At 35.2% G+C, this 22,357-nt stretch carries 16 protein-coding genes; 12 read left to right on the top strand and 4 right to left on the bottom strand.

The genetic code is table 11. From position 1 onward, the window contains the following. Positions 1-19 precede the first annotated feature (19 nt). The gene (locus HNQ00_RS12330) at positions 20-976 is read right to left on the bottom strand and encodes a hypothetical protein (RefSeq protein ID WP_173838807.1); all 957 of its coding nucleotides are present in this window, start codon (positions 974-976) and stop codon (positions 20-22) included. Between the two features lie 392 nt (positions 977-1,368). On the opposite strand from HNQ00_RS12330, the gene HNQ00_RS12325 reads away from it, so the two are divergent. Together HNQ00_RS12325 and HNQ00_RS12320 are read left to right on the top strand one after the other, a co-directional pair. Then, on the top strand, positions 1,369-2,058 hold the full coding sequence (locus tag HNQ00_RS12325) for a hypothetical protein (RefSeq protein WP_173838806.1): 690 nt from the start codon (positions 1,369-1,371) through the stop codon (positions 2,056-2,058). A gap of 19 nt (positions 2,059-2,077) precedes the next feature. Further along, complete coding sequence (locus HNQ00_RS12320; RefSeq protein WP_173838805.1) at positions 2,078-2,704, top strand: carbonic anhydrase; 627 nt, start codon at positions 2,078-2,080, stop codon at positions 2,702-2,704. A 111-nt stretch (positions 2,705-2,815) separates the two neighbouring features. Here HNQ00_RS12320 and HNQ00_RS12315 read toward each other — a convergent pair whose 3' ends face one another. Further along, positions 2,816-3,463, bottom strand: coding sequence for a DUF6565 domain-containing protein (locus HNQ00_RS12315; RefSeq protein WP_173838804.1), 648 nt, complete (start codon positions 3,461-3,463; stop codon positions 2,816-2,818). 336 nt (positions 3,464-3,799) lie between these two features. On the opposite strand from HNQ00_RS12315, the gene HNQ00_RS12310 reads away from it, so the two are divergent. The 7 genes from HNQ00_RS12310 to HNQ00_RS12280 all read left to right on the top strand — a co-directional run bounded on the left by HNQ00_RS12310 (position 3,800) and on the right by HNQ00_RS12280 (position 16,247). Further along, positions 3,800-4,510, top strand: a complete 711-nt coding sequence (locus HNQ00_RS12310; protein WP_173838803.1) for an ABC transporter ATP-binding protein — start codon at positions 3,800-3,802, stop codon at positions 4,508-4,510. Positions 4,511-4,548: 38 nt separating this feature from the next. Next, complete coding sequence (locus HNQ00_RS12305) at positions 4,549-7,473, top strand: M16 family metallopeptidase (protein WP_173838802.1); 2,925 nt, start codon at positions 4,549-4,551, stop codon at positions 7,471-7,473. Positions 7,474-7,728: 255 nt separating this feature from the next. After that, positions 7,729-8,298: a cob(I)yrinic acid a,c-diamide adenosyltransferase gene (locus HNQ00_RS12300; RefSeq protein ID WP_173838801.1), complete on the top strand. Its 570-nt coding sequence runs from the start codon at positions 7,729-7,731 to the stop codon at positions 8,296-8,298. Between the two features lie 1,000 nt (positions 8,299-9,298). After that, positions 9,299-9,520, top strand: coding sequence for a DUF2795 domain-containing protein (locus HNQ00_RS12295; protein ID WP_007138072.1), 222 nt, complete (start codon positions 9,299-9,301; stop codon positions 9,518-9,520). An 86-nt stretch (positions 9,521-9,606) separates the two neighbouring features. After that, positions 9,607-12,951 (top strand): preprotein translocase subunit SecA, encoded by a 3,345-nt coding sequence (secA, locus tag HNQ00_RS12290; protein WP_173838800.1) that lies wholly within the window; start codon positions 9,607-9,609, stop codon positions 12,949-12,951. A gap of 825 nt (positions 12,952-13,776) precedes the next feature. Further along, positions 13,777-14,265 (top strand): hypothetical protein, encoded by a 489-nt coding sequence (locus HNQ00_RS12285; RefSeq protein WP_173838799.1) that lies wholly within the window; start codon positions 13,777-13,779, stop codon positions 14,263-14,265. Positions 14,266-14,735: 470 nt separating this feature from the next. Further along, positions 14,736-16,247 (top strand): S41 family peptidase, encoded by a 1,512-nt coding sequence (locus HNQ00_RS12280; RefSeq protein WP_173838798.1) that lies wholly within the window; start codon positions 14,736-14,738, stop codon positions 16,245-16,247. Between the two features lie 222 nt (positions 16,248-16,469). Here HNQ00_RS12280 and HNQ00_RS12275 read toward each other — a convergent pair whose 3' ends face one another. Both HNQ00_RS12275 and HNQ00_RS12270 read right to left on the bottom strand, forming a co-directional pair. After that, positions 16,470-17,132: a TrmH family RNA methyltransferase gene (locus HNQ00_RS12275; RefSeq protein WP_173838797.1), complete on the bottom strand. Its 663-nt coding sequence runs from the start codon at positions 17,130-17,132 to the stop codon at positions 16,470-16,472. Between the two features lie 38 nt (positions 17,133-17,170). Then, positions 17,171-17,542 carry a hypothetical protein gene (locus HNQ00_RS12270; protein WP_173838796.1) on the bottom strand — a complete coding sequence of 124 codons (372 nt, stop codon included), beginning with the start codon at positions 17,540-17,542 and terminating at the stop codon, positions 17,171-17,173. A gap of 91 nt (positions 17,543-17,633) precedes the next feature. Here HNQ00_RS12270 and HNQ00_RS12265 point away from each other — a divergent pair, with 91 nt between their 5' ends. The 3 genes from HNQ00_RS12265 (at position 17,634) to HNQ00_RS12255 (ending at position 22,319) form a co-directional block, all read left to right on the top strand. Continuing rightward, positions 17,634-18,329 (top strand): SIR2 family NAD-dependent protein deacylase, encoded by a 696-nt coding sequence (locus HNQ00_RS12265; protein ID WP_173838795.1) that lies wholly within the window; start codon positions 17,634-17,636, stop codon positions 18,327-18,329. A 67-nt stretch (positions 18,330-18,396) separates the two neighbouring features. Beyond that, complete coding sequence (gene purB, locus HNQ00_RS12260) at positions 18,397-19,743, top strand: adenylosuccinate lyase (RefSeq protein WP_173838794.1); 1,347 nt, start codon at positions 18,397-18,399, stop codon at positions 19,741-19,743. Between the two features lie 338 nt (positions 19,744-20,081). Continuing rightward, positions 20,082-22,319 (top strand): cation:proton antiporter domain-containing protein, encoded by a 2,238-nt coding sequence (locus HNQ00_RS12255; protein WP_173838793.1) that lies wholly within the window; start codon positions 20,082-20,084, stop codon positions 22,317-22,319. Positions 22,320-22,357: the final 38 nt, after the last annotated feature.

Below are 22,357 nucleotides of genomic sequence, written 5' to 3'. Positions count from 1 at the left end.
TTATAATTATTTTTACTCTTTAATATACTTGTACTATTCTAATTTTGTCCCCTGCATAGCAGGTTGCTTCGGGTTCTAGCTCGATAGTTGTGGTGTTGACCACGCTGAACTCGATGCGCACGCCATTGCGGTAGACGTCTATTTGTCTTTTACTGTTTACTGGTTTTGGTGGCGAAAACTGCACTTGGCCGTTGCTTGCTGTTACTACAATTTCCTCCTCGCGCAAGACATCAATAGCGGCTACTTTATTTAAAACGCCGGTAGTTCTATCGACCACTACAAAGTCATGATTATCAGCTGCAGTAGGCGCGCTTAATCCTGTTATGGCTAGTGTGTTTGTATTTGTGGTAGGCAAAACCGTAGGCTTTGTTAACGCACCACCTAGTTCGATTTGGTTGGCTGTCGTTAATTGGAGTCCGTTACCAGCTGTCACTGTCGTTCCTGATGTATTGTTTGCCCAGCTACTTCCGTTATAAATATAGATCGATCCTGCAGTTTCATCCACATAGATATCTCCTGCTAAAGGATTTAAACCCGTCTTTGTGTTGGGATCACCAGCACCACTTTTTGGGTTGGCATTAATCGCAATCCAGTTGGCTCCATCATATATATTAGTAACTGCCCTCGTTCCTGCATTATTGATCCAGAAGTCTCCAGATGTAGCTACTGTTGGCGCAGTATTCCCTGTGGTAACTTTCACGCCTGCTTCGCACAAGCTATTCCAGTTAGTTTCTTTATATAAGTAAATACATCTTTCGGTGGTGTTGTAAACAAGTGCACCTTCAATTGGTCGCACCGCATTCATTTGAGCAGTAGTCATTCTAGTCATTACAAACACCAGTTTGTCGCTCTCTAATTCTAGTATTGAATAGGCATCAATAGATGACGGTGTATCTCCAATTTTGACCTGTGAAAAGGCCGAAAATGAAAAAACACCTAGTAGCAGGACCAGTAAGAGTTGTCTGTTTGGGTTCATAGAACACTTCTGTTTGTTACAAATTAAGTACATTTTAAAAACCCATTCTAAAAAAAAAACCTTTATTTTAAAATTTTAACACATTAAGGACACAATTGCTGTATAGCGGTTTTTGATGTATTTGGTCGATTAATTTTCCTACTTTAATAATTTTTAAGAAGAATTAACCTACTATTAATTATTAGTTTTTTAGTAAGAAAACGTCAGCAAACAAAAAAATCAGGTATTTATACGCAGATTTATTCTTATAAATGTTAAATAAATTAACAGTTATTTTGATGTTTGAATACTATTTTGTAGCAGTAAAAATTCATCCTTTTCCTACAAAATTGCTTGTTCCCTTTTTGCATTTATAGTGGTATCTTTGTGCCTATAGAAAAGCAACGAATTTCATGACATTCCCTACGCTATCATACCTCCAATTTTTATGGCATTCTAAGAATGAACATGCCGTACACTCGCCTTTTGTGTTTAGCTTGTTGACCAAATGTTTTTATGATCGAAAGCCAAAGCCCGCCTATACTCTATTAAAGACAAGCCTATCTTACAGCGAACAATTACGTTCTAGCGCGGCGCTTTCGCAAAAGAACAGTCAGTTTTTATACCGCTTACATGCCTACTTTGATTGCGATCACAGCTTTATCAGTGAAGCAACAGACGGTCTTGCGGTTCTTGCAGTGGCGCTTTCGAGTAAAACAAAAAAGATAAACGTTCAAGCTGCTGCGACTTTTCCGCTTGAAACCATGAAAGCAGTTTTACCAGCGGATACTAAAGTAGCTTTTACAACTGCCTCATTAAAAGACAGCATGCGTATGGATGCGCAACAGCAGTACGACTTTATCTACTTTGATAATTACAGTGATACCCAGCAACTACTCACTGCTTTCAAAACAACGCTACCAAGTAGTACTAACGACAGCGTTTGGGTTTTTAACCAACTGCATAAAAGCAAAGCGACTAGAGAAGCATGGGAACACATCAAGCAACAGCCCGAAGTTTCGGTGACGGTAGACAGCTATTATTTTCAGTTGGTTTTTTTTAGAAGAGAACAACCTAAGGAGCATTTTATCATTCGACAATAATTTTACTAATTACGTTATTATGGACATCAAGAAAATTTTTGATAACAACAGCAGTTGGGTCAGCAAACAACTTGCAACCGACCCTGAATTTTTTGATAAGTTAGGTCAAGGACAATCACCAGAATTTTTATACATAGGCTGTTCTGATAGTCGCGTTACAGCAGAAGAATTAATGGGATTGCAACCAGGCGAAGTATTTGTGCACCGTAATATTGCTAATATGGTTCCTAATACAGACATCAACTCGATGTCGGTTATTAACTATGCGGTGGTGCATCTTAAAGTAAACCACATTGTAGTGTGTGGTCATTATGGGTGTGGTGGTGTGCGTGCGGCAATGCAACAATCTGACCTAGGGATCTTAAACCCGTGGTTGCGTAATATAAGAGATGTGTACCGCATTCATAGAAAAGAACTGGACGCCATAGAAGATGAAGAAGAGAAATACAAACGCTTGACCGAATTAAATGTTCAAGAGCAGTGCATGAACATCATTAAAACTGCCGAAGTGCAAAAAGCCAATCGCGAGCGCAACTTAAAAGTGTACGGCTGGATCTTTGACATTCACAGCGGAAAATTGATTGACTTAAAAATCGATTTTGACGAAATACTAAAAGACATCATGGCGATTTATAAAATTACCTAGTTACCGTTTTTTGTTTTTTCGAATAAAAAAAAGAATAAAACCTGAAAAATAAAGCACAAAAAAAATGACAGCCATCTCTGACTGTCATTTTTTGTTGAATTGACTACCTAATTATTTTTTTGCTGCATCCATTTCCTCTGATTTTGCACCCATTCTATTAACGGTATACATAGGAGCAAATTTCAATTTTAATCCAGCAATTTTTCTATTATCTTCTGATGAAAGACCTTCTTTTTCAACAGTATTTTTTCTACTATCTAAGGCTTCATACATCATTTTAATTTCGTCCCAGTCTTCACGAGAATAACTATCTTTGTTATCTTCAACTGTGTGCACAAACTGCTGGTACACTTCGTGAATGTTAGCTGCATTTACCCATGCAAAACTCATGTCCTCACCTACTTTACCTTCACCAAATAATGCATTTCTCATTGTTTGTTGTTTGCTTGGCATCGCTTCTTGCATTTTAGCTTTCATCGCTTCGTATTTCATTTTAGAAGCTTCTAATTTCTCTTTAGCTTTTGCATCATCTCTTAGGTCAGCAAGCGCTGTTTCTGCTTGGCTACTTCTTAGCTCGTAATTAGCTTCGATAGTTTGCCAGTTTGCCGTAGCATCTTCTGCAGATACGTTTTCTAATGAGTCCACATATACTACATAGTTGTCTACTGTTTTCTCTGCTTGTGTTTCTTTTTCACCTTTACAAGATGTAAGACCTAATGCTATTGCTGCTACTCCTAAAAATAATTTTTTACTTTCCATAATGATTCGATTTTGTTTTGTTGATTATTCTGAAGCAAATATATAAGCGATTGCATCTACTTCAAGCTAAACATGTTAATGTTATAAGGATTGTTTAAAATTATGAAAACGGCTATTTATCGCTATCGAGCAAGCTTTTTAGGACTACTATATAAGGAATACTATAGACACATTTTAATCCAAAAGCAGCCCTTGAAGCAGTGGTACTTTTGCGAAAGCGAAAACATTATTTAATTAATTGCTGTAACAAAAAGTAATTTCCTGCTACTTATACTGTAGTTGACAAAGACTTTTGTACTTTTAAACTTATAATTTTATTCAAACCACCGTACACCAATGGCAAATCCATTAATAAAAATCAGCGATATAAAGCGAAACTTTGCTTTAGGAGAAGAGATTGTATATGTTCTTAAAGGCATTGACTTAGAGATCAATAAGGGAGAATATGTGGCTTTAATGGGTCCGTCAGGATCTGGAAAGTCGACTTTAATGAATTTACTAGGTTGTTTAGACACCCCTACCTCTGGAAGTTACATTTTGAACAATAAGGATGTAAGCAAGATGAAAGACGATGAACTAGCCGAAATTAGAAATAAAGAAATAGGTTTTGTTTTTCAAACATTTAACTTGTTGCCCAGAACCACTGCATTAGACAATGTGGCATTACCCATGATTTATGCAGGGTACTCTAAAAGTGAGCGCACCGCCCGAGCCGAAGAGGTATTGAACCAAGTGAAGCTAGGCGATCGAATGGACCACCACCCTAACCAACTCTCAGGAGGACAAAGACAGCGTGTGGCGGTGGCAAGAGCACTGGTAAACAAGCCTTCGATAATACTAGCCGATGAACCTACGGGAAACCTAGACTCTAAAACTTCGGTTGAAATCATGACCCTTTTTAACGAAATACACGCACAGGGAAATACGGTAATCCTGGTTACTCACGAGGAAGAAATTGCTGAATATGCCCACCGCGTGATAAGACTGCGCGATGGTGTGGTAGAGAGCGATATACGCAAAGAAATGACGCCTACTAATTCAAATTAATACATACAAACCAACAAAATTAACTAACAAACAATCAAATGAGAAACACGATTTTTGGAATCTTAACTCTTTTTGTCACTGTAGCGGGAACTGCCCAAGAGCAGTTTGAGTGGAAAAAAGAAAGCAGCAATGGTTACGATTATAAATACGTAAGCAATGATCCTGCAAAGGCCCGTTTTTATACTTTAAAAAATGGTCTAACCGTAATTTTAAGTCCTACAAACAAGGACCCTAGAATTCAGGCTTATGTTGCCATCAAAGCAGGAAGTAAAACCGATCCAGCAACAAACACTGGACTAGCGCATTACCTAGAGCACATGTTGTTTAAAGGTACTGACAAATATGGTACACAAGACTGGCCTAAAGAAAAAATAGAGCTAGACAAAATTGCTGATTTATATGAGCAGTACAACCATACAAAAGATGATGCAAAGCGCAAGACAATTTACAAAGCGATTGACTCTATCTCAGGTGTAGCGAGTAAATTATCAATTGCAAATGAGTACGACAAAATGATGTCGGCAATGGGAGCGCAAGGAACTAATGCTTTTACTTCGTTTGAGCAAACAGTGTACACTGATGATGTACCTAGTAGCTCACTAGACAAATACTTAGCCGTGCAAGCAGAACGTTTTAGAAACCCAGTTTTTAGAATTTTCCATACAGAGCTTGAGGCGGTTTACGAAGAGAAAAACAGAACACTTGACAGCGATGGAACACGCGTATTTGAAGAGTTATTTGCTAGCTTATTCAAAAAACACAACTATGGTTTACAAACTACAATAGGTACTGTTGAACACTTAAAAAATCCATCACTTGTTGAGATTAGAAAGTATTTTAACAAATACTACGTTCCTAATAATATGGGAATCATTCTTTCGGGAGATTTTAATCCAGATGAGGTGATTGCAAAAATTGATCAAACTTTTGGTCAAATGCAAGCGAAACCATTCGAGAAATATACTTTTCAAGAAGAAGCACCTATCGAAGCACCAATTATCAAAGAGATTGTAGGTCCAGATGCTGAAAGCATCACTTTTGGATACCGTTTACCGGGAAACAAAGACAAGGATGTTTTATTAGCTGACTTAGTAGGTAAAATTTTAACTAATGGAAAAGCAGGATTGCTAGACCTTAACTTAGTTAAACAACAAAAATTACTAAATGCAAGCGCATTTACATACACCTTGATTGACCACGGTATTTTATACTTATCTGCATCACCTACAAACGGGCAATCGCTTGAAGAGGTAAAAGGATTAGTATTGAACGAAATCGAAAATCTTAAAAAAGGTAATTTTGATGGCCAATTGATTACTTCGATTATCAACAATATCAAAAAAGGTAAGATTTACGAAACTGAAAAATATTCAGACCGAGCTAGTAATTTAATGGATGCCTTTACATCTGAGTTAGACTGGAAAGACCAAGTTGCTTATGTAAATGACTTATCTAAAATTAAGAAAGAAGATATTGTGGCTTTTGCCAATAAGTATCTAGGAAACAACTACGTTGCCATATTCAAGAAAAAAGGAGAAAAAGCAACTAGAGAGAATATCGAAAAGCCTACTATTACTCCTGTTGCAACAAATGCTGACAAACAATCTACATTTGTAACAAGTATTGAGGCAATGCCAAACAATGCAAGTAAACCAGTTTTTCTTGACTTTAATAAAGACATTCAAAAAAGCAAAGTAGGTGCTGCAAATGTATTGTACGTTGCCAATAAAGACAACGATATTTTCCGTTTAAAATACCGCTACAAAGTGGGAACTTTAAATGACTTGAAGCAAGCAATCGCAACACAATACATTAGTTATTTAGGTACAGATAAAAAATCATCTGAAGAGATTGCTAAAGAGTTTTACACAATTGCATGTAGCTTTAACGTGAGCTCTGGTGAAGAATACACTACCGTATCTATTGAGGGATTACAAGAGAACTTTGACAAAGCAGTAAAACTGTATGAAGAAGTAATCAATAATGTAAAACCTGATGAAGCCGCCTTAAAAGCATTAGTTGCTAGAATCACTAAATCTAGAAATGATGCTAAATTAAATAAAAATGCCATTTTATCTGGATTGACTAGCTACGCAATGTACGGTGCAAAAAACAAGTTTAATAACAACTTGTCTAATGATGCATTAGCTGGAATTACTGCCGCAGAATTGATCGAAAGAATCAAAAACATCAACAACTACGAGCAAACAGTAATTTATTACGGACCAAAAGACATGAAGTCTCTTGTATCTGATTTGCAAAAAAACCATAAGATCCCTGCTAAATTTGTTACTCCAGCAGTAGCTAAAGATTTCAAGCAAGTGGTTCCACAGGAAAACCAAGTACTTTTTGCTGACTATGATATGGTACAAGCAGAAACAAGATGGATTAGAACTACAGACACTTATGACCCAAAGAAAAACACTATGGTAAATGTATTTAACAACTACTTTGGTGGCGGAATGGGATCAATTGTATTTCAAACTATTAGAGAAAGTAAAGCATTAGCTTATAGTACTTTTGGATACTATATTAGTCCTGCAAAGAAAAAAGATCAATATTACTTTATTGGATACGTAGGTAGCCAAGCAGATAAATTCAAAGATGCTACGGCAAGTATGAATGAATTGCTTAATGATATGCCTGAATTAGCTGGAAACTTAGCACTTGCTAAAACACAGGTTAAAAAAGACATTGAAACAGAACGTATCACGCAAGACAACATCATTTTTAGCTATTTAGCAGCACAGGAGTTAGGTCTTTCTGATGATATTAGAAAGCAAACTTATGCGACTGTAGATGGTATCCAAATGAGTGATGTAGTTGCATTTGAAAATAAAGAATTTGCAAAAAAACCATACACTTATGCTATTGTTGCTTCAGAGAAAAACCTTTCTATGGACGACTTGAAACAATTAGGTGCGGTTAAAAAATTGTCACTAGAAGAAATATTCGGATACTAATCTGACGTATTTTACTTCACTTAAAAGCCATTCGAAAGAATGGCTTTTTTTATGGCATTATGATAAATTCAAAATGATAATTTTTCATTCCCATTCATTCGTTTATCTTTGAAGGGATTTAAAAATGACAGCAACTTAATCGCAATTTTAAAGACGAGCTTTTTTAAAGCAGACAAAGGTTTTTTTTCGAAAAAAAATCAGCTAGTAGCACTAAAATAGAGCGATACACCACCACTAAAATGATTATAAAAAATTATGAAAGTATATACTAAAACAGGAGACAAAGGAACAACAGCATTATTTGGAGGAACGCGCGTACCTAAAGACCACATGCGCATTGAAAGCTACGGCACCGTAGACGAGTTGAATTCGCACATAGGACTTATTCGCGACCAAGAGATGGATGCGCATTACAAAACTATTTTGATCGAAATTCAAGATCGCTTGTTTACTGTAGGCGCCATTCTAGCGACTCCACCAGAGAAAGAAGTGATGAAAAACGGCGAATTGCGTTTACAAAATTTAGGAATTACAGAGAGCGATATCGAACTATTAGAAAACGAGATCGATACTATGGAAGGGGCTTTGCCACCCATGACTCATTTCGTGCTACCAGGAGGACATACTACCGTGTCATATTGTCATATTGCAAGATGTGTTTGCCGCCGAGCAGAGCGACTTGCAGTACATTTAGATCATAATGAGCCCATCGCTCCTATCGCAATTAAATACCTAAACCGACTTTCTGACTACCTTTTTGTGTTGGCACGAAAGTTGTCATTTGACTTAAAAGCTGATGAAGTGAAGTGGATTCCTAGGAAGTAGATTTTAGTATTTAGTTTGCAGTAAGCAGTCGCAGTTTACAGTTTATTTTGATTGTGGTGATTGGTTTGCTGTATTCAGTTTGCAGTCGCAGTTTTCAGTATTCAGTTTAGTCTGATTGTGGTGATTGGTTTGCAGTAAGCAGTCGCAGTTTTCAGTTTAGTCTGATTGTGGGGATTGGTTTGCAGTTAGGCAGTCGCAGTATTCAGTTTAGTCTGATTGTGTTGATTGGTTTGCTGTATTCAGTTTGCAGTCGCAGTTTGCAGTGAGCAGTTTATTTTGATTGTGGTGATTGGTTTGCAGTCTCAGTTTTCAGTTTAGTTTGATTGTGGTTATTTTATTATTATTTGATAATTATTGATATGATTATTGGCCGTTTTTGTTTTTAAAGAAAAACTGCGATTAGTTATAGTTTACAATAATTTGATAATAAAATTAAAGAAAACAAAAGTAAACTGATACTAAAAACTCTAAACACAATCAAAGTAAACTGAGACTGAACACCAAGACTGAAAACTCGAACACAATCAAAGTAAACTGAGACTGAACACCGAGACTGAAAACTATAAACACAATCAAAGTAAACTGAGACTGAACACCGAGACTGAAAACTATAAACACAATAAAAATAAACTGAGACTGAAAACCGAGACTGAAAACTCTAAACACAATCAAAGTAAACTGAGACTGAAAACCGAGACTGAAAACTCTAAAGGCAATCAAAGTAAACTGAGACTGAAAACCGAGACTGAAAACTCTAAAGGCATTCAAAGTAAACTGAGACTGAACACCGAGACTGAAAACTCTAAAGGCATTCAAAGTAAACTGAGACTGAACACCGAGACTGGAAACTCTAAACACAATCAAAGTAAACTGAGACTGAAAACGCTCGAAATAAAGCATTAAAAAACAAACGTTCTTAACTTTTTTATAAAATAAATAGATTTTTACTTGTCTTTTTCAGTAAAAAAATTATTTTTGCACAAAACTAAATCGACAAAAGATGTATTGGACATTAGAATTAGCATCGTACTTAAGTGATGCACCGTGGCCTGCTAACAAAGATGAACTTATTGATTACGCTATACGTGCTGGTGCTCCATTAGAAGTAGTAGAGAACCTACAATCTATTGAAGATGAAGGCGAAATATACGAGTCAATGGAAGAAATTTGGCCTGATTACCCTACAGACGAAGATTATCTTTGGAATGAGGATGAATATTAAAAGAATAAACTAAGAAAAAGTCTCTCAAGAGGCTTTTTTTTTGGTTAAATTTACACGAGAAAATAAATTAGAAATATAATAATAGTATGAGTTTCATAAATAGCATTATTAAAGCCTTTGTTGGAGACAAATCCGAGAAAGATGTTAAGGCACTGCAGCCTTATTTAACTAAAATTAAAACATTTGAAAGCACATTAATTGCTTTGTCTCACGACGAATTAAGAGCACGTACTTTCTTTTTCAAGGACCAGCTTAAGGAAGCTAGAGCCAATATCGACGAGAAAATCGCTACTTTGAAAAAAGAAGTAGAAGGTGTTGAAGATATTGATAAAAAAGAGGACTTATATGTGTCTATCGATGCTTTAGAAAAAGAAGCTTATGAATTATCTGAAAAAACATTATTAGAGATTTTACCGGAAGCTTTTGCTGTGGTAAAAGAAACAGCTAGACGTTTTAAAGACAACTCAGAGATCAAAGTTACAGCAACTGAGAAAGACAGAGAATTCTCTGCTATCAAACCTTATGTAACGCTTGAAGGTGATCAATCTGTTTGGCAAAACAAATGGAATGCTGCTGGTAAAGAAATCACATGGGACATGATTCACTATGATGTTCAGTTGATAGGTGGTATGGTGCTGCACCAAGGTAAAATTGCTGAGATGCAAACGGGAGAAGGAAAAACATTAGTAGCAACCTTACCTCTTTACTTGAATGCTTTAACAGGAAACGGTGTGCATTTAGTAACCGTGAATGACTACTTAGCAAAACGTGATAGTACTTGGAAAGCGCCTTTATTTGAATTCCACGGGATGACTGTTGATTGTATTGATAATCACCAACCTAGTTCTGAAGGAAGAAAAGCGGCTTACAACGCAGATATTACTTATGGTACCAATAACGAATTTGGTTTTGACTACCTAAGAGATAATATGACGCATTCACCTAATGACTTAGTACAAAGAAAACACAACTACGCGATTGTCGATGAGGTGGATTCTGTATTGATTGATGATGCGAGAACACCATTGATTATTTCTGGACCAGTTCCTCAAGGTGACCGTCACGAATTCAACGAGCTGAAACCAAAAATCGAAAACTTAGTTGCAATCCAACGTCAGTTAGCCAACGGATTTTTATCGGAAGCGAAAAAATTAATCAAAGAAGGAAACACTAAAGAAGGTGGTGTTTTACTTTTAAGAGCATACAGAAGTTTGCCTAAAAATAAAGCATTAATCAAATTCTTGAGTGAAGAAGGAATTAGACAATTGCTTCAAAAAACAGAGAACCAGTACATGGCTGACAACAATCGCGAAATGCATAAGATTGATGAAGCATTGTATTTTGTGATCGAAGAAAAGAACAACCAAGTTGAATTGACCGATAACGGAATCAAATTCTTATCTGGTGATACTGATGCTGACTTTTTTGTGCTTCCAGATATTGGAACTGAAATCGCAGCTATCGAAAAGAAAAACTTGGAGAAAGATGCTGAGGCAGAAGCTAAAGAAAAATTATTCCAAGATTTCGGAATCAAAAGTGAGCGTATCCATACGTTAACACAATTATTAAAAGCCTACTCTTTATTCGAAAAAGATAATGAGTATGTGATCATGGACAATAAAATTATGATTGTCGATGAGCAAACAGGTCGTATCATGGATGGTCGTCGTTATTCTGACGGATTACACCAAGCGATTGAAGCTAAGGAAAATGTAAAAATCGAAGCAGCGACACAAACCTTTGCTACGGTAACTTTACAAAACTACTTTAGAATGTACAACAAACTAGGTGGAATGACTGGAACTGCAGTTACAGAAGCTGGTGAGTTATGGCAAATATATAAATTGGACGTTGTAGAAATCCCTACAAACAGACCAATGGCAAGACAAGATAAAGAAGATTACATCTACAAAACTACACGTGAAAAATTCAACGCTGTAATCGAAGATGTAACGGCACTTTCTCAGGCTGGAAGACCAGTATTAATAGGAACAACATCTGTAGATATCTCTGAATTATTAAGCCGTATGCTTAAAATGAGAGGTGTAAAACACAATGTATTGAATGCTAAAATGCACAAGCAAGAGGCACAAATCGTTGAAGAAGCTGGTAAACCTGGAGTAGTAACTATTGCAACAAATATGGCTGGTCGTGGTACCGATATTAAATTGTCTACCGAAGTGAAAAAAGCAGGTGGATTAGCAATTATAGGTACAGAACGTCATGACTCACGTCGTGTTGACCGTCAGTTAAGAGGTCGTGCAGGACGTCAAGGAGATGTAGGTAGCTCACAGTTCTACGTATCTCTAGAAGACAACTTGATGCGTTTATTTGGTTCTGAAAGAGTTGCTAAAGTAATGGACAAGATGGGATTAGAAGAAGGAGAAGTAATCCAGCATTCTATGATGACTAAGTCTATTGAGCGCGCTCAGAAAAAAGTAGAGGAAAACAATTTTGGTGTTCGTAAACGTCTATTAGAATATGATGATGTTATGAACGCACAACGTGAAGTTGTTTACAAGCGTCGTCGTCATGCCTTGTTTGGTGAGCGTCTTAAATTAGACATCGCAAACATGATGTATGATACTTGCGAATTGATCCTGCAAGAAACAAAACCATCAAATGATTTTAAAAACTTTGAGTTTGAAATTATCCGTTACTTCTCAATTACTTCTCCTGTTTCAGAAAGTGATTTTGTAAGAATGACTGAAATCGAACTTACAGCTAAAGTATATAAGGAAGCTTTAAAATACTACACTGAAAAAACAGAACGTAGTGCTAGAGAAGCCTACCCTATCATACAAAACGTGTACGAAGATCCAAACAATCAGTTTGAACGCATCGTAGTTCCGTTTACTGATGGTGTAAAATCACTTAACGTAGTAACCGACTTGAAAAAGGCGTACGACACTAAAGGAAAACAATTAGTTGCTGATTTCGAAAAGAACATCACATTAGCAATCGTTGATGAAGCTTGGAAAAAACACTTACGCAAAATGGATGAGTTGAAACAATCAGTTCAACTTGCTGTTCATGAGCAAAAAGATCCTTTGCTAATCTACAAGTTTGAAGCCTTCAACTTATTTAATGCCATGTTAAACGGTATTAATAAAGAAGTGATTTCGTTCTTGTTTAAAGGAGACTTACCTGCACAGCAAAACCAACAAATTCAAGAAGCTAAAGAAGTCGCTCCAGTTGAGGACTACCAAACTTCAAAAGATGAAATTGTGAGCAGTGAAGCAGCAAATCGTGAAGCAGGAGAAACACAGCAACGTCAAGTTACCGAGACAATCGTAAGAGACATGCCAAAAATCAACCGCAACGATACGGTAACGTTAAAAGAAATTGCTACTGGAAAAACAGAAGTAATGAAATATAAAAAAGCAGAAGCTCTAGTAGCGGCAGGAACATGGGTAATCGTTAATGAGTAATCATTGCAATAAACTCTCTAAACTGTTATAAACAGCTTGAAAATAAAAGTCCCCAATTACAATTGTGTAGTTGGGGGTTTTTTTTATCTATAAACAACATTCTTTTGGTGTACATTTTTAGGAGCTATTTCCTGCTATCCGTTACAATCTTTTCCTTTTTCATTAAAAAGGAAAAGGATTTTCACTGCTATCAGGGCTAGGGACTTGCTAGTATCTAGTATATTTTGAATCTATAATTACCGCTTAATGAGTATTCTGCCTTTTCATAATTCCAAATGTGAAAAATAAGATACCTTTTTTGATATCTTTCAATAAGAGGTTATTTCCAAATGTGCAACTCTTAATAAAATAGTCAACTATTGTAATCTTAATTTTTTCATCAACCAAATTAAACAGTTAAAGGCTAATGCAAGTATTTGCCCGTGCCCACCAAGGAAACACAAATACTTTTTAACTAAATAAGGAAAATCGTTGTCTTGGATTCTTTCAGAATGACAAAATTGTAGATTTGCTTTGCGTCAGCAGTTACTTCAAATGCGTTGTTATTTTTCAGCAAATTGCTTTTGCTACGCTTCCTATCACTTGGGAAAGCCCATTTATCCTCACGATCGCTTCAAAGTATTCAACACAGTACGTAAGCTGTGTGAATGTCTCTGACTTTGTATTCACAATAGTGAGTAAATAATTAATACGGTCTTAAAAACACTGTACGTTTTTTCATAGAAAATTAATACATTGCAATAGTAAATAGAAGTGGATATGAAGTCGGGAGAATTCACACAGCAGCGGTGAAACAAAATATATTTTTAAACAATCAATTTGAAAATGGTTACAAGCATAAAGAGACTTAAAATTATTGGCATATATCAAATTGTGGGAGGTCTAATTGGATTAGTTACTACTTCATATCTATTAGCCAATTATGGTATTTCGGATATAGCAATATTTAAAATTGTTATTTTGTTTTTAGCGCTGTACTTTTTCTCGATATTTTGTGGGTATTTGATATTAAAAGAACACTACGAAAAAGGATTAGATTATTCAATTCTAAACCAATTACTTCAAGTTTTGAGTTTTACAATTTTAGGATTTGCATTTAAATTCTACTCCGGCGTTTACCTTTGCATAGGATTAAACTTAACAACAGATACTATTTTGACCTATAACATTGGTGTTTCAGCTTGGGATTTTAAAATCAATTCAGATACTAGAACAACCAACCTAAGTATAAATCTAGTTGCACTAGTTTTAATCAATATTATATTTAACTTGAAAGAGAAGATGCAGCCTAAAGAAATTATTATAAAAAATTAATTTTCAAATTCAAGCCTTAAATAATAAACAATAATTAAAAGAAGGTCATTTCACCTAATAGTTTACTTTCATATTTTTATTAATAATTTTATTTAAGTCAACAATAAGCATTATAATTTTATAGTGGGAAATCACTGGTCTTACTTTGTTTACAGTATTTGTAAATAACGAAAATTTCGAGCCAAAGAATAACTCTAATCCAAGTTAGAGATCCTTTCAGAATGACAAAATTGTAGATTTGCTTTGCGTCAGCAGTTACTTCAAATGCGTTGTTATTATATACCGAATCGCTTTTCGTACGCTGCCTATCAGTACGGAAAGCCCATTTTACCATACCGCTGAATAAAACGACTCATTGTTGCTAATCTAATATAGAGATTATTTAGCAGTGACAAGATTGCGTTTAATCTTTATGCTAGAGTGCTTTACCATAAAAGAAATGGCTATCTTTCGAATACAAAAAAGATAAAATGCAAACTACGACCTTAATAACTTTAAGAAAAACAATCTTAACCATACTGCTACTTTTAGCTTATAGCAATGTAAATGCGCAAGATTATGGCAATCTACCTCTACTTGAAAAACAAAAATTAAAAGGTGACTTAGAGTTACTACATCAAGGTTTAGATAAATTTCATTCTGGAATGTATTGGTACACACCAAAAGATAGTGTCGATATTGCATTCCGCAATGCTAATGATTTAATCAAAACTAACTTAAACTTGCTTCAATTTCATAAAATTATCGCTCCATTAGTAGCTCTTTCTAGAGAAGATCACACAGATATTAAAATACCAAAAGAGTTACTAAAAAAAATAGATACCATTCAACAGATAAAATTTTTACCATTTACTGTTGTGTTTTTGGGTGACAAATTATATATAACTAGAAATGGATCTGACAACAGCGGATTAGAGGAAAACTTAGAAATTACTAAAATTAACGGAGAAACTCCCCAGCAGGTAGTTTCGAAAATTGGAACTTTATTTGCATCTGATGGTTATATTAAAAGTGTGAAATATGCTGATATGGAAGGCTTCAGCTTTTCAAGATATTACTACTATTATTACGGAACTACAAATGAATTTAAACTAGAATTTAAAGATCATTCCCAGTCTATGGCAGTGCAAGCATTACCGATTGTGACGATACAAAAAAATGTAGATCAGCGTGCCAAAAAATCTTCAGCCCATGTAGAATCAGATTATTTACAATTTAAAATAATAGATTCAGAAACTGCATACATTGATATTCAAACTTTTTCCAATAGTGAGATTAAGCAAGGGAGCCAATTTAAAACGCTAAAGAAATTCCTTAAATACAGCTTCAAAATAATTAATGATAAAAAAATTAAAAATTTAATTGTAGATGTGAGCCAAAACAGTGGCGGAAATGAAGGCAACGAAGGCTTGTTGTATTCTTATTTTGGAAACAATTATCAAAAATATTTAAAAGTGAGAGCAAAAACCCAAAAAGCGCTACTTGATAATGGAATCGACAAGCCTATAAAATTAAAAGCCTACGGACTTCTAGAACGTTTAATTACAACCAAACGTATGAAAGACGGTAGTTTAGAAAGGAAAGCTGGTATGGGCTTAGGCTTGAAGGCTTTTAAGAAAGAGCCCGAAAATAAATTTAATGGTAAAACTTATGTGTTAATTAGTCCTGTCACCTATTCTGGCGGAAGTGAATTTTCAAATATGATGTATTCACAAACTAAAGCCACATTTATAGGTCAAGAAACAGCTGGTGGTTATCTAGGTAATACTAGTGGCTACAGTCGAAAACTGACTTTACCACATTCTAAGATTGAAATTTATATTCCTGCACTTCAATTCATCATGAATGTTAAGCCTAAATTACCCATTGGCAGTGGAGTGAAACCACACTACAAAGTTATTCCAACTTTAGAGCAATATTTAAAAAATGAAAATGCATCCTTAATTTTCGCTTTGAAATTAATTAACGATGAAGTTGATTAAAGCGAAATTCAAATTCCACATAATAAACCCCTATGCGTAATAAATTAGGTTCCGATTTCAACTTAAAATAAAAAATTTATATAATCAGAATGTTAGCTAAACACCATAACTATTAATAGCTAGCTCCTAGTTAGTAAAATAAATGATTGATCATAAACTAAGGAATCAAGTAGTTTTGTATGTGTTTAATCGCAATGCAATCTGAGTTTAAGAATTAGTCCCTTAATTAGGGTTTTCTTCGAAGTAACGCGCTTCAATACGTTTAATATCTTTTATTGAACTTTTTGCCCAAGCTAATCTTTTAACAAGCATTTCTTCTTCGCTTAGTTTCCAGTCAATATCAGATTGACGCAACCTATTAGTCAAGTTCTGAATGATAATCGCTGCAGAAACGGAGATATTCAAACTTTCTGTAAATCCTACCATCGGAATTTTTAAAAAACCATCAGCTCGTTGCAAAATCTCTTCGGAAAGTCCGTCACGCTCGGTACCAAAGAATAAAGCACTTGGTTTTGTAATATCAAAATCTTCCATTAAGCAATCATTTTCATGCGGAGTGGTAGCTATGATTTGGTATCCTTTAGCCTTTACTGCATCTAGACAACTCGTAACTGAATCGAACGTATTAATATCGACCCATTTTTGAGCCCCCATGGCTATTTCCTTATCAATACTTTTTCCGTAACGCTCTTCGATCACATTCAATTCTTGAATACCAAAAACTTCGCAACTACGCATTACGGCGCTGGTGTTATGCATTTGAAAGATGTCCTCAACCGCAATAGTAAAATGATTGGTCCTGTTTTGAAGTACTTTCAAAAATTTCTCCTTACGATTGTCTGTTAAAATATTTTCAAGGAATTCTAGGTACTTCAAATCGGTCATTATATTTTTTTTGACAAAAATAGTAAAAAGAAGGTGTTTTACTTGTCAAAAATTGAATCAATAATGCCTGAAAACACAGCTTCTCCAAAAGTTTGCTTTTTCATTTCTGGATAAACAGGCTCCTTTTCTATATTCTTCATTTCGTTACCTAAAAGACGATTTGTATTTTCTAATGAATAGTAATTCTGAGGAACAATTTTAAAACTGTTTAAACCTGGTTTTGGATTGTAAATAGAATATGCTTTTGATTGCTCCTTATAATCGAATGAAAGCAATCTATCTTTAAAAATACTCGAAGAAATAGTAAGAGAATCATCGGCAAATTTGGCCTTGTCCTTATAAAACGTATTACTTTGAGAATACAATAGCGACGAACTTACAAATAAGAGCAAAAAGTATATTTTATGCATGCGTTTTAGTTCTAGGATTACTTTAACCCAAATTTAGAAAATACTTTGCAATAAAATTATAAATTCGTGTATCGAAATACAATTCAATGAGATGAAGAAAAAAAAACTAGTAGTTTTAACTGGAGCTGGAATTAGTGCCGAGAGCGGCATCAAGACTTTTAGAGATAGTGATGGCTTATGGGAAGGGCATAATGTAATGGACGTAGCTACACCTGAAGGTTGGCGTAAAAACCCCGCACTTGTACTCGATTTTTATAACCAGCGTCGCAAACAACTCAAAGAGGTAATACCTAATGCTGCGCACCTGATTCTAGCACAATTACAAAATGACTTTGATGTGCACATTATCACACAAAACGTTGATGACTTACATGAACGAGCAGGCAGTCAAAAGGTACTGCACTTACATGGCGAATTATTGAAGGTAAGAAGTACTGTAGATTACAATTATATTGTGGACTGGAAAGACGACTTAAGCTTTGAGGACGTAGATCCTAATAACCACCAACTTCGTCCACATATTGTATGGTTTGGTGAGGAAGTTCCAGCGCTAGAGCAAGCTATCGAAATAACCGAAATAGCTGATTATTTTGCTGTAATAGGAACGTCATTACAAGTATATCCTGCGGCAGGTTTAATCGATTTTACAAAGTCCAACACCCCTATTTTTTATCTTGATCCCAAGCCTATTAAGATTCCGAATCTTAGAAATGAATTGCACGTTATTGCTGATAACGCTTCGACCGGAATGATACAATTACAAAACATGTTACAAGAGTTTATTTAAAAAATATTCCTTTTCAAAATTGCTTTTAAAGGTTTATATTTGTGCTTTTCCAATAAATAACACACCAATGACTACTTTAAACGAATTGAATGCTATATCACCAATTGATGGAAGATATAGAAGTAAAACCCTTTCATTAGCGCCATTTTTCTCTGAAGAAGCTTTGATTAAATACCGCGTACTAGTTGAGATCGAATATTTTATCGCTTTGTGCGAGGCGCCATTACCACAGCTTGTCGGTGTAAAACCAGAATTATTTGAAAGTTTGCGTAACATCTATAAAAACTTCTCAACTGAGGATGCACTTTGGATTAAAGAAACAGAAAAGGTTACCAATCATGACGTTAAAGCAGTAGAGTATTTTATCAAGGATGCTTTTGAAAAATTAAATTTATCGCAATACAAAGAGTTCATCCATTTTGGATTAACATCTCAAGATATCAATAATACGGCAATCCCTCTTTCAACAAAAGAAGCTTTTGAAAAAGTATACATGCCTTCATTAATTGGACTAACGGCTAAGTTAAAAGAGTTGAGCGTGGAATGGGCTGCAGTACCAATGCTTGCACGCACACACGGACAACCTGCCTCTCCTACTCGTTTGGGTAAAGAAATTCTAGTTTTTGTGGAGCGCTTAGAAGAGCAAATGCGTTTGTTATTTAACATTCCGTTTGCGGCTAAATTTGGTGGAGCAACAGGAAACTATAATGCACATCACGTTGCGTACCCAAATATCGATTGGAAACAATTTGGTAGTAAATTTGTAGAGTCTAATTTAGGATTACACCATTCTTTCCCAACAACACAAATCGAACATTACGATCATTTTGCAGCATTTTTTGATGCTTTAAAAAGAATCAACACCATTATCATTGACTTAGATAGAGACGTTTGGACCTATGTTTCTATGGAATATTTCAAACAAAAAATCAAAGCAGGAGAAATTGGATCATCGGCGATGCCACACAAAGTTAATCCGATTGACTTTGAAAACTCTGAAGGGAATTTAGGAATTGCAAACGCTATATTTGAGCACCTTTCGGCAAAATTACCGTTATCAAGATTGCAGCGTGATTTAACAGATAGTACTGTTTTAAGAAACATAGGAGTGCCAATAGGTCATACTATCATAGGATTTGAAGCAACATTGAAAGGTTTGAATAAATTGTTATTAAACGAACCTAAATTTCACGAAGATTTAGAGAAAAATTGGGCCGTAGTTGCAGAAGCGATTCAAACTATTTTACGCCGCGAAGGTTACCCAAATCCTTACGAAGCACTAAAAGGATTAACAAGAACCAATGAAGCAATTGATAAAAAAGCCATTCATGGATTTATTGCTACTCTTGATGTATCAGAGGAAATTAAAGCAGAATTAATGCAGATCACACCAAGTAATTTCTTGGGTATTTAAAAAATGTACTAAAAATCATTTAATACTTTGATTCTATTTTTCTCAATTTGATAAAAGTAGCTAGGCAACCTTGATTTTTACTATAAAATATGTAAAAAAAGCTATCTTTATCGGTAGCTTTTTTTGTGAGGTAGCAGTAAATGTTATCTTACAATAATTACACAATTACTATTACAAAACATACTAGCCCAGATTGCAATGGAAAGCCTTGCGGGAAGAAAACTATTTTTATGGCAGTGGGCAGAGTGACCAAAGGAAACTCCTGACGATTGCCTTATAAAAAAGTTTTGTGACCAAAAGCTTGAAATGAAAAGCTGGATTAGCTACAAAAATAAATTATGAGTACCGCAGCAACAGTAGCCGAAACGACGACACACTTGGAACCATTAATAACCGATTTGGGATTAATCCTAATGACGGCCGGAATAGCTGTTTTGCTATTTAAAAAAATGAAACAGCCACTAGTTCTTGGCTATTTAATTGCGGGATTTCTAGCAGGAACGCATTTTGACTTCTTCCCATCAGTATCTGATATTAAAAGCGTAGAAGTTTGGGCCGAAATTGGAGTGATCATCCTACTGTTTAGTTTGGGGCTCGAATTTAGTTTTAAGAAGTTGATGAAGGTGGGGGGAACTGCCTCCATAACCGCCGTCACCCAGATTATTTCTATGGTAATGATGGGATTTCTAGTAGGAAAATGGATGGGTTGGAGCCAAATGGATTCCATATTTTTAGGAGTAATATTATCCATTTCCTCAACTACGATCATTTTAAAAACCTTTGATGAACTAGGTGTAAAAGCAAAGAAGTTTGCCGGAATCGTTATAGGATCTCTTATTGTGCAAGATATAGTTGCCATTTTAATGATGGTATTACTATCTACAGTAGCAGTGAGCCAAAAGTTCTCAGGTACTGAACTTATTATGTCAGTTTTGAAGTTGGTTTTCTTTTTAACAGCATGGTTTTTAGGTGGGATTTTCTTTATTCCCTCGCTATTAAAAAAGGCAAAGGATTTACTTACTGACGAAATGCTTTTAATTATCTCACTAGCTTTGTGTTTGATGATGGTTATACTTGCTTCAAATGTTGGTTTTTCACCAGCGTTAGGTGCATTTATTATGGGGTCTATCATCGCCGAGACTACTCAAGCAGAACATATTGAGCATTTAGTTAAGCCGGTAAAAGATTTATTTGGGGCGATATTTTTTGTATCTGTAGGGATGTTAATTGATCCTGTAATGCTATACGAACATGCCATTCCTGTAATCATTCTAACGTTTGTAACCATTTTTGGACAATCTATAAGTTCGACTATAGGAGCGTTAATATCCGGACAACCTTTAAAACAATCCGTGCAAACAGGGATGAGTTTATCGCAGATAGGTGAATTCTCATTCATTATTGCTACACTAGGAATGTCTATGAATGTAACGAGTTCGTTTTTATACCCTATTGTTGTAGCGGTATCAGCGATTACTACATTTACGACTCCTTTTATGGTAAAATCAGCGGTGCCATTCTCAGAATATTTAGAACGTAAATTACCTAAAAAATGGGTTAAAAAAATCGCACGTTATAGTACAAATGCTCAAGCGATACGATCAGTAAGCACCTGGCAAATTGTGATTAGAGCCTATTTAATTCAGATTATATTAAACACTATTATCATTACCTCGATCATATTATTATCGGCAAATTATATTTTACCGTTAGTAGAAGAGTCTAAATTTGGAAACGCCATAGCAGCATTAATCACTTTAGTTGCGATTTCGCCATTTTTATGGGCACTATCATTGCGCAGAGTTGCAGTAGAACAAGTAGATACTTTATATAAAGAGCGTAAATATCGTGGCCCAATATTGATGATGATTTTCTTTAGAATTGGGTTAGCCGTATTCTACATAGGATTCTTGTTGAACATTTTCTTTTCTCCTATCATTGCCTTTTTTGCATTAGTAGCCTCGATTGTAATTTATTTTTTCTTTCCTAAGAAACTACATGCGATGTATCACAGAATTGAGAATCGTTTTTTGAAAAATTTAAACAACAGAGAACTCAAAAAAGTCGACCGTCGCCATGCCAATCTAACACCATGGGATGGGCATATGTCTACATTTGAAATTGCAGCAGAATCAAATCTTGCTGGAAAGACCCTTCGCGAACTGCAAGTACGAGAAGATTTAGGAATCAATATCGCCTTTATAAAGCGTGGTGATTTAACTATTCAAATCCCTAATAAGCTAGAACGATTATTTCCTGGTGACGAGATTTGCGTTATTGGATCTGATGCTCAAGTAGATGAATTTGAAGCGTACTTAAAATCAAATGAGATAAAAGACCCTGTAAAAGCAGATAATAATCTTGTATTAAAGCAAATTGAACTAAGTAACAATGAATTTATAGGATTGAGTGTAGGCCAATCAAAATTGCGAGAACGCACTAATGGTTTGCTAGTAGGTATGGAACGTAATGGCGAACGAATTTTAAATCCTGAGTCGAGTGTCGTTTTACAAAAAGACGATATTCTTTGGATAGTAGGAAACAATAAATTAATGAACGCTTTATTCCCAGAGTAAAAACAAAAAAGGCAAAAGTGAAAACACTTTTGCCTTTT

Source organism: Flavobacterium aeripolare (assembly GCF_013294025.1).
Lineage (GTDB): Bacteria > Bacteroidota > Bacteroidia > Flavobacteriales > Flavobacteriaceae > Flavobacterium.
This window is presented reverse-complemented; position numbering and strand designations above follow the sequence as displayed.

What these genes read in the sequence shown, in the direction of transcription:
- HNQ00_RS12330 (WP_173838807.1), bottom strand. Translation starts at nt 976, where the DNA reads ATGAACCCAAACAGACAACTCTTACTGGTCCTGCTACTAGGTGTTTTT.
- HNQ00_RS12325 (WP_173838806.1), top strand. Translation starts at nt 1,369, where the DNA reads ATGACATTCCCTACGCTATCATACCTCCAATTTTTATGGCATTCTAAG.
- HNQ00_RS12320 (WP_173838805.1), top strand. Translation starts at nt 2,078, where the DNA reads ATGGACATCAAGAAAATTTTTGATAACAACAGCAGTTGGGTCAGCAAA.
- HNQ00_RS12315 (WP_173838804.1), bottom strand. Translation starts at nt 3,463, where the DNA reads ATGGAAAGTAAAAAATTATTTTTAGGAGTAGCAGCAATAGCATTAGGT.
- HNQ00_RS12310 (WP_173838803.1), top strand. Translation starts at nt 3,800, where the DNA reads ATGGCAAATCCATTAATAAAAATCAGCGATATAAAGCGAAACTTTGCT.
- HNQ00_RS12305 (WP_173838802.1), top strand. Translation starts at nt 4,549, where the DNA reads ATGAGAAACACGATTTTTGGAATCTTAACTCTTTTTGTCACTGTAGCG.
- HNQ00_RS12300 (WP_173838801.1), top strand. Translation starts at nt 7,729, where the DNA reads ATGAAAGTATATACTAAAACAGGAGACAAAGGAACAACAGCATTATTT.
- HNQ00_RS12295 (WP_007138072.1), top strand. Translation starts at nt 9,299, where the DNA reads ATGTATTGGACATTAGAATTAGCATCGTACTTAAGTGATGCACCGTGG.
- secA (WP_173838800.1), top strand. Translation starts at nt 9,607, where the DNA reads ATGAGTTTCATAAATAGCATTATTAAAGCCTTTGTTGGAGACAAATCC.
- HNQ00_RS12285 (WP_173838799.1), top strand. Translation starts at nt 13,777, where the DNA reads ATGGTTACAAGCATAAAGAGACTTAAAATTATTGGCATATATCAAATT.
- HNQ00_RS12280 (WP_173838798.1), top strand. Translation starts at nt 14,736, where the DNA reads ATGCAAACTACGACCTTAATAACTTTAAGAAAAACAATCTTAACCATA.
- HNQ00_RS12275 (WP_173838797.1), bottom strand. Translation starts at nt 17,132, where the DNA reads ATGACCGATTTGAAGTACCTAGAATTCCTTGAAAATATTTTAACAGAC.
- HNQ00_RS12270 (WP_173838796.1), bottom strand. Translation starts at nt 17,542, where the DNA reads ATGCATAAAATATACTTTTTGCTCTTATTTGTAAGTTCGTCGCTATTG.
- HNQ00_RS12265 (WP_173838795.1), top strand. Translation starts at nt 17,634, where the DNA reads ATGAAGAAAAAAAAACTAGTAGTTTTAACTGGAGCTGGAATTAGTGCC.
- purB (WP_173838794.1), top strand. Translation starts at nt 18,397, where the DNA reads ATGACTACTTTAAACGAATTGAATGCTATATCACCAATTGATGGAAGA.
- HNQ00_RS12255 (WP_173838793.1), top strand. Translation starts at nt 20,082, where the DNA reads ATGAGTACCGCAGCAACAGTAGCCGAAACGACGACACACTTGGAACCA.